The 6657-nt window shown below is 54.6% G+C and carries 7 protein-coding genes; 3 read left to right on the forward strand and 4 right to left on the reverse strand.

Annotated elements, in window-relative coordinates; all coding sequences use genetic code 11:
• Positions 1 to 331 precede the first annotated feature (331 nt).
• A complete protein-coding gene (locus Q7O77_RS12790; RefSeq protein ID WP_304167903.1) occupies positions 332 to 823 on the reverse strand; it encodes a lysozyme inhibitor LprI family protein in 492 nt (163 codons plus the stop codon).
• 584 nt (positions 824 to 1407) lie between these two features.
• Between Q7O77_RS12790 and mutS the strand changes: the two genes are divergently transcribed.
• Positions 1408 to 3966, forward strand: coding sequence for a DNA mismatch repair protein MutS (mutS, locus tag Q7O77_RS12795; protein ID WP_304167916.1), 2559 nt, complete (start codon positions 1408 to 1410; stop codon positions 3964 to 3966).
• Positions 3967 to 4348: 382 nt separating this feature from the next.
• On the opposite strand, the gene Q7O77_RS12800 is transcribed toward mutS, so the two are convergent.
• Both Q7O77_RS12800 and Q7O77_RS12805 read right to left on the reverse strand, forming a co-directional pair.
• Complete coding sequence (locus Q7O77_RS12800; protein WP_304167905.1) at positions 4349 to 4741, reverse strand: copper resistance protein NlpE N-terminal domain-containing protein; 393 nt, start codon at positions 4739 to 4741, stop codon at positions 4349 to 4351.
• A 144-nt stretch (positions 4742 to 4885) separates the two neighbouring features.
• Positions 4886 to 5434 (reverse strand): YaeQ family protein, encoded by a 549-nt coding sequence (locus Q7O77_RS12805; protein WP_085653099.1) that lies wholly within the window; start codon positions 5432 to 5434, stop codon positions 4886 to 4888.
• Positions 5435 to 5644: 210 nt separating this feature from the next.
• Here Q7O77_RS12805 and Q7O77_RS12810 point away from each other — a divergent pair, with 210 nt between their 5' ends.
• Positions 5645 to 5845 carry a YaeP family protein gene (locus tag Q7O77_RS12810; protein WP_304167909.1) on the forward strand — a complete coding sequence of 67 codons (201 nt, stop codon included), beginning with the start codon at positions 5645 to 5647 and terminating at the stop codon, positions 5843 to 5845.
• Positions 5832 to 6092, forward strand: a complete 261-nt coding sequence (gene rof / locus Q7O77_RS12815; RefSeq protein WP_085653101.1) for a Rho-binding antiterminator — start codon at positions 5832 to 5834, stop codon at positions 6090 to 6092. Before Q7O77_RS12810 ends, rof begins: the two co-directional genes overlap by 14 nt.
• Positions 6093 to 6143: 51 nt before the next feature.
• On the opposite strand, the gene tilS is transcribed toward rof, so the two are convergent.
• Positions 6144 to 6657: tRNA lysidine(34) synthetase TilS (tilS, locus tag Q7O77_RS12820; protein ID WP_304167914.1), on the reverse strand; the 514-nt coding region annotated here is incomplete at its 5' end.

Raw genomic sequence — 6657 nt, forward strand, 5'->3', positions numbered from 1 at the left:
AAAAGTCCCAATATTCACAATCTGCGCAGTCATTGCAGACGATGGCCGCGTCAAGCTTCCCTCAATCTGCTTTGTCTTTTTTACTTTTGCACTGTCGCCGCCCTACCCCGTCATTACGGATGAACGCTTGTAGTGGAATTCAAACATGTTGTTTCACGCAAGGTTTGCGGGACGCTTCCCGCTTTTAGCGGTGTCCGTTGGCAAGTCGCTGAGCCAGGAGCTGACGTTATTAACACCAATCTGTGTTAATCAACAGGTAACGGGTAAGAGTGTAAACGCGCCGGAAAGCTCACACAGCACATTGATGTATCACGCACTGTTTTTTAGTACTTCATTCGACGTCATGGAACAGTGGCTCCGGTAGTATCGGCGGTGTTGAGTCTTCATAGCGTAGCCAGTTCTGCCACTGGTTATGAATCCTTAATTCAATCAGGGCTATTTCACGGTCAGCAGCTTTAAACCCCCGAATGGTGCCTCCCTGCCACTCTACACCCGTAGCATGTGATGCTGTATCAATCAGAATATCCCACGCCTTATTTTCTGCCTCAAAGGCATTAAGGGTCTGGTTATCCTCTGTTGCCGAAATACGCTGACGTGCCGTGCTTACATACTTCGCTTCGACAGACTTAACTGCATCACGTTTTGTGCCCATACAATCATTCATATCAATAGTGGTCTGCTGGGGATTGTCAGGGCAAGCTATCTCAAAAGTTTCGGCATTATCCTTCAGTGCGCTGCTTGGGAGCGGAACTTCGGCCTGACTGTGTAAACAGTATCCTAATAAAATAGCTAGCGGTATCAGGCGATAGTGTAGTTGAGTCATGTAAGGAACTTATCGAAGGTCATTGATATATCGACAATAACACATGTAAAAGGTGAAGATCATCCTACTCAGGTAATTCCTGGGTTACATCAGGTCTGTTGACCTTTTCCCCGTTGATTAATAGATCGCGATGTTAGTAATGTCTTCATTTTGATCCTGACCCCCTTCACTACGGATGAACGCTTGTAGTGGAATTCAAACATGTTTTTTCACGCAAGGTTTGCGGGACGGTTCCCGCTTTTAGCGATGTCCGTTTGCAGGTCGCTGAGCTAGTATAGCGTTCAATAAAGGTCGCGAAATCCGTTGCCGCCGATGATTTCTCAGCCTGCTATTTCCGTTCGTGTCAGCGCTGATTAAGCCTGTAGACTCATCACATTGCTGGCCGTGGGCGAGAACGTTTTGTTGATCTGTTTTCCTGTCGACCACGCTCCGCTATGATGACCCGCTGATAGAGATGCAGGCGTCGCTTTACGACTTTAATACCAATACGTTCAGCAGAACGGCTGCGATACACCGGTGATGTCCTACAAGAACAAAAAAAATCACAATCGAACGTAAATTCAATGGATTATGAAAATAACCGCATGAAAACCACCGACAACCTCGATAGCCACACCCCCATGATGCAGCAGTACCTGAGGCTGAAAGCAGAACATCCGGAAATCCTGTTGTTCTACCGCATGGGCGATTTTTACGAGCTGTTCTACGATGACGCCAAGCGGGCATCGCAGCTGCTGGATATTTCATTAACCAAACGCGGCGCCTCGGCGGGAGAACCTATCCCGATGGCGGGCGTTCCCCATCATGCGGTGGAAAACTATCTGGCCCGGCTGGTGCAGCTGGGCGAGTCCGTCGCCATCTGCGAACAGATTGGCGACCCTGCATTAAGTAAAGGGCCGGTAGAGCGCAAAGTCGTCCGCATCGTCACACCAGGCACGATTAGCGACGAGGCGCTGCTTGAGGAGCGTCAGGACAACCTGCTGGCGGCGATCTGGCAAGACGGTCGCGGATTTGGTTATGCCACGCTGGACATCAGCTCAGGGCGTTTTCGACTGGCGGAACCCACCGATGCTGAAAGCATGGCCGCTGAACTGCAGCGCACCAATCCGGCTGAATTGCTCTACCCCGAGACCTTTGAACTGATGTCGCTGATTGAACATCGCAACGGTCTGCGCCGCCGTCCCCTGTGGGAGTTTGAACTGGATACGGCCCGCCAGCAGCTGAATCTACAGTTCGGTACGCGCGACCTGACGGGCTATGGCGTCGAGCAGGCCAAGCTTGGACTGCGGGCTGCCGGATGTCTGCTTCAATACGCCAAAGATACTCAGCGCACTTCGCTGCCGCATATTCGCAGCATCACAATGGAGCGCCAGCAGGACGGCATCATCATGGATGCAGCGACGCGACGTAATCTGGAGCTGACGCAAAACCTGTCCGGCGGCCCCGAAAATACGCTAGCGGCCGTACTGGACTGCACCGTGACGCCGATGGGCAGCCGGATGCTAAAACGCTGGGTGCACATGCCGAGCCGTCACGTTCAGACGTTAACGCAGCGTCAGCAGGCCATCGGCGCGCTGCGAGATCTGGCCCTCGAATTACAGCCTTTCCTGCGTCAGGTCGGCGATCTGGAGCGTATTCTGGCGCGGCTGGCGCTGCGCACGGCGCGTCCGCGCGATCTGGCGAGAATGCGTCACGCTTTCCATCAGCTGCCGGACATTCATGCCCTGCTGTCTTCTGTCGACGCCGATGCAGTTCAGCGGCTTGCCAACCAGATAGGTCAGTTCGATGAGCTGCGCGATCTGCTGGAACGCGCGGTAGTGGAAGCGCCGCCGGTTCTGGTGCGGGACGGCGGCGTTATCGCCACCGGCTACCATGAAGAGCTGGACGAGTGGCGCAGCCTTGCCGCAGGCGCCACCGACTATCTGGACAAGCTAGAAATCCGTGAACGCGAAAAGCTTGGCATCGATACGCTGAAAGTCGGTTTCAACGGCGTACACGGCTATTTCATTCAGGTTAGCCGCGGACAGAGTCATCTGGTGCCGATGCACTACGTGCGTCGCCAAACGCTGAAAAACGCCGAACGCTACATCATCCCAGAGCTGAAAGAGTACGAAGACAAGGTTCTCACCTCGAAAGGCAAGGCGCTGGCGCTGGAGAAGGCGCTCTATGATCAGTTGTTCGATCTGTTGCTTCCTCATCTGGCCGAGCTGCAGCAAAGCGCCAGCGCGCTGGCGGAGCTGGACGTCCTGAGCAACCTGGCAGAGCGCGCGGACACGCTGAACTATGTCTGCCCAACCCTGAGCGATCGTCCCGGCATCAAGATCGCTGGCGGCCGTCACCCCGTCGTGGAGCAGGTGCTCAGCGAGCCGTTTATCGCCAACCCGCTGTCGCTGTCCCCACAGCGTCGCCTGCTGATTATCACCGGTCCGAATATGGGCGGGAAAAGTACCTATATGCGTCAGGCCGCGCTGATTGTGCTGATGGCCCATATCGGCAGCTATGTTCCGGCTGATCAGGCCGTCATTGGCCCCGTCGATCGCATTTTTACCCGCGTCGGCGCGGCGGACGATCTGGCGTCCGGTCGCTCCACCTTCATGGTGGAAATGACCGAGACCGCCAATATTCTGCATAACGCGACGGAACAAAGTCTGGTGCTGATGGATGAGATTGGCCGAGGGACATCGACGTACGACGGACTGTCTCTGGCCTGGTCGTGCGCCGAAACGCTGGCGAACAAAATCAAAGCCATGACGCTGTTCGCCACCCACTACTTCGAACTGACCAACCTCCCGGAAAAAATGGAAGGCGTCGTCAATGTCCATCTGGATGCGTTGGAGCACGGCGATACCATCGCCTTTATGCACAGCGTGCAGGATGGGGCCGCCAGCAAGAGCTACGGTCTGGCGGTCGCGGCGCTGGCCGGCGTGCCGAAAGACGTGATCAAACGCGCTCGCCAAAAGCTGAAAGAGTTGGAAACGCTGTCCAACAATGCTTCAAGCAGCCATATCGACGGAGCCCAGTTAATGTTGCTGGCTCCCGAAGAGCCGTCTGCCGCGATGGAAGCGCTGGAGACGCTTGATCCCGATATGCTGACTCCGCGTCAGGCGCTTGACTGGCTCTATCAGTTGAAAAAGATGCTCTGAATCGAAAGCAAACCCTCACGCGGCCGTCGCTAGGCGGCCGTGACTTGCCTCTTTACCAACATCGCCCGTTACTCGTTATCTCCCATTTCCATACCTGTCCCCGTCAGAACAGAGATCGGCAAACCGCTTGGGCGCTAATGGTTCAGGGGCGCGGAAACCCGCAGGTGCAGGAAACCAAGAGATGGGGAAACCTTTGAGCGAGAAAAGAGAGGGAATCTCAGCGTAGAGCGAAGCCAACAACAGGCTTGGAAGGCAGAGAGTCAGAGAGTCAGAGAGTCAGAGAGTCAGAGAGTCAGAGAGTCATTATCCCACTCGCCGTGGCTTACCGCTATCCGCATAGGGACATGCGTTGCCGTAAGCCTGTAATTTCTCAACTCTGGCTTTACGCGGGGTTTACGGCAAGCAGGTGGTATTGCTGAGAGGAAAGCAGCGGACGGCCCTGCTCATCCAGTACCGTCAAACCGTTATTTTTAGCCAAAAAGTAACGCTTGCCACCGTGGGTATTCGTGAGCACCAGTTTATCCGCGGTGCGCAGCCAATGACCTTTTTCCCGCAGGCGCTGGAAATGCCCTTCGCCTTCAATGCCATGCGTATTCAAAACGAAGCTGCCGTTGGCGTCGAGATACAGCGCAATATTTCGGCTATCGGGCAACGTGCCACGATAATGCTGCGCCATCGGCTGCAATGACTCAGACTGAACGGCCGGATACGAATGACAGCCGATGAGCCCCGACAGACCGAACATCAAAACACCACTGATGATCAGCTTATGCATCATAATCTCCCTACTTTTCTGCGCGTTACTCCCTACGTTCGGGGTCTGTTTCGCGTGAGCTCCACGTGATGTCGGCACTCTACGCCGCCACCCATTCTGCGCAGAAATGAAGGAAAGGATGGCCTGTTTGAATAGCGATCATCCCTATTGCCGCGCGATTTGCCAGTCATCAAAAACGACTTCCAGATGATTCTGATCGTCTGACAACCAGATGGTGCCTTCCTGCAATGTGGCCTGCAGCGACATATTACGGCGGACCAATGTGGTCAGCTGCATCAGCTGTTTATCATCCAGAAAACGTACCGTCAGATGGGAGAGCTGCGCCGCTTTATCCGCCATGGTCTGCCACCAGACTCGAGCCGCACGCTCGTTATACGCATACAGCACTACCTCGCGCGACAAGCTGCACGCTTTCTTCAAACGTTTCTCATCCGGCAATCCCAGTTCGATCCATTGTTCGATCTGCTGATCGTCACTGTGCCGCCAGATTTCGGGCTCGTTGTCCGCACACAGACCTTTCGTAAAGCGCAATGTCTCGTCGGCGTGGCAAATCCATGCCAGCAGCCGCAGCATCATCCGCTGGTCGGTTTCGGACGGATGCTGCGCTATCGTCAGCGTCGCATCGTGGAAAAAATGGCGATCCATATCGGCAATATTCACCGCCGCTTTGTACACCGTTGCTTTTAACGCCATGTTTCACCTCTTGGTTTGGGCCGACAGTGTACTGGAGAACTGCCGCGCCTCACACCCCGGGTTTTGTATGACGCCTCAGGCATAATACTGATAACCAGTAAATGCCTATGCTATAGTCGGCTGGCAGGATAGCGTTCATTTCTTCGTAGGCTGATACCTCCGGTGACGTCAATATGAAGGCTACCAGGCTGAGCTCTAAGGGAGGGTATAGTGCAACAATACGGTGAATTAGTACGTCGTCTCTATACAGAGATCGCCAGCGGTAACCTAGGTTATCTACCCGATGCACTGGGTTGTGTATTGAAAACCCTGGACCAGATTGCCCTAAATAGCGATTTGCCGTCCTCAGTCAGGGAACAGGCGGCCTATGCCGCCGCTAACTTATTGGTGAGCGATTATGTCAATGAGTAATGAATATCAACCCATCAATTGTGATGATTACGATAATCTTGAAGCCACCTGCCAACAGCACCTGACGTTGACGGTGGAATTACGTAACGGTGAAGTGGTGTCCGGGAAAGCCAGCGACATTATCTCTCGCAAGCACGTCGAATATCTGCTGCTTGATGATGCGGGCCACGTCAGGGAAGTGCGGCTTGACCATATCCTCAGCTTCAGTCATCCCGAAATAGGGAAAGTCGTGGTTAGCGAACCCTGACCGAACTTCATCTCGCCAATTAAACGGACAACTAAGTTGTCCGTTTTCATATCAAGAGCACGTCAAGGACGACGAAGACGCAGGATGCCAGACGATACGCCAGGCGGCGTCTTCCGACTCAGGGCGCCCTTCACGCGTGACAAAGGTTCCTACCGCCGCGATAAGCTGTTCGCCGTAGAAGATCAGCGGCGTGCGATCTCTCATCCAGGGTGCGACGCCAAACTCCTGCCACAACTTTTTTAACTGACGTCCGTGCTCGCGCCCGACGATGTGAAATGTTCCTTGCGCGTGAAAGCGTACTGTGACCGCTTCGTCAGGATGGGGACGGCGCACCGACACTCCCTGTGGTCCTAATGCCAGCGTTCCCAGTTCTGAGGGAAGCGCCAGAGGCGCTGACGCCGGGTCCCAGCGCAACACAGTCTCTCTGACTGACGTCCACTGCGGCAAAACATATAAACCATCGCGAAAACGCCGGACTTGCCACGGCCCCAGCACCAACTGCGGTTCAGAGTCCCGCCGACTGAGCGCCACGTCTTGCCACAACCGCTGCAGCTGTTCCCGCGAA

Origin of the sequence: Lonsdalea britannica (assembly GCF_946477055.1) — a bacterium.
Lineage (GTDB): Bacteria > Pseudomonadota > Gammaproteobacteria > Enterobacterales > Enterobacteriaceae > Lonsdalea > Lonsdalea britannica_A.

Coding starts and splice junctions, on each gene's coding strand:
- Q7O77_RS12805 (WP_085653099.1), bottom strand. CDS start 5,434: ATGGCGTTAAAAGCAACGGTGTACAAAGCGGCGGTGAATATTGCCGAT.
- mutS (WP_304167916.1), top strand. CDS start 1,408: ATGAAAACCACCGACAACCTCGATAGCCACACCCCCATGATGCAGCAG.
- Q7O77_RS12790 (WP_304167903.1), bottom strand. CDS start 823: ATGACTCAACTACACTATCGCCTGATACCGCTAGCTATTTTATTAGGA.
- Q7O77_RS12800 (WP_304167905.1), bottom strand. CDS start 4,741: ATGCATAAGCTGATCATCAGTGGTGTTTTGATGTTCGGTCTGTCGGGG.
- rof (WP_085653101.1), top strand. CDS start 5,832: ATGTCAATGAGTAATGAATATCAACCCATCAATTGTGATGATTACGAT.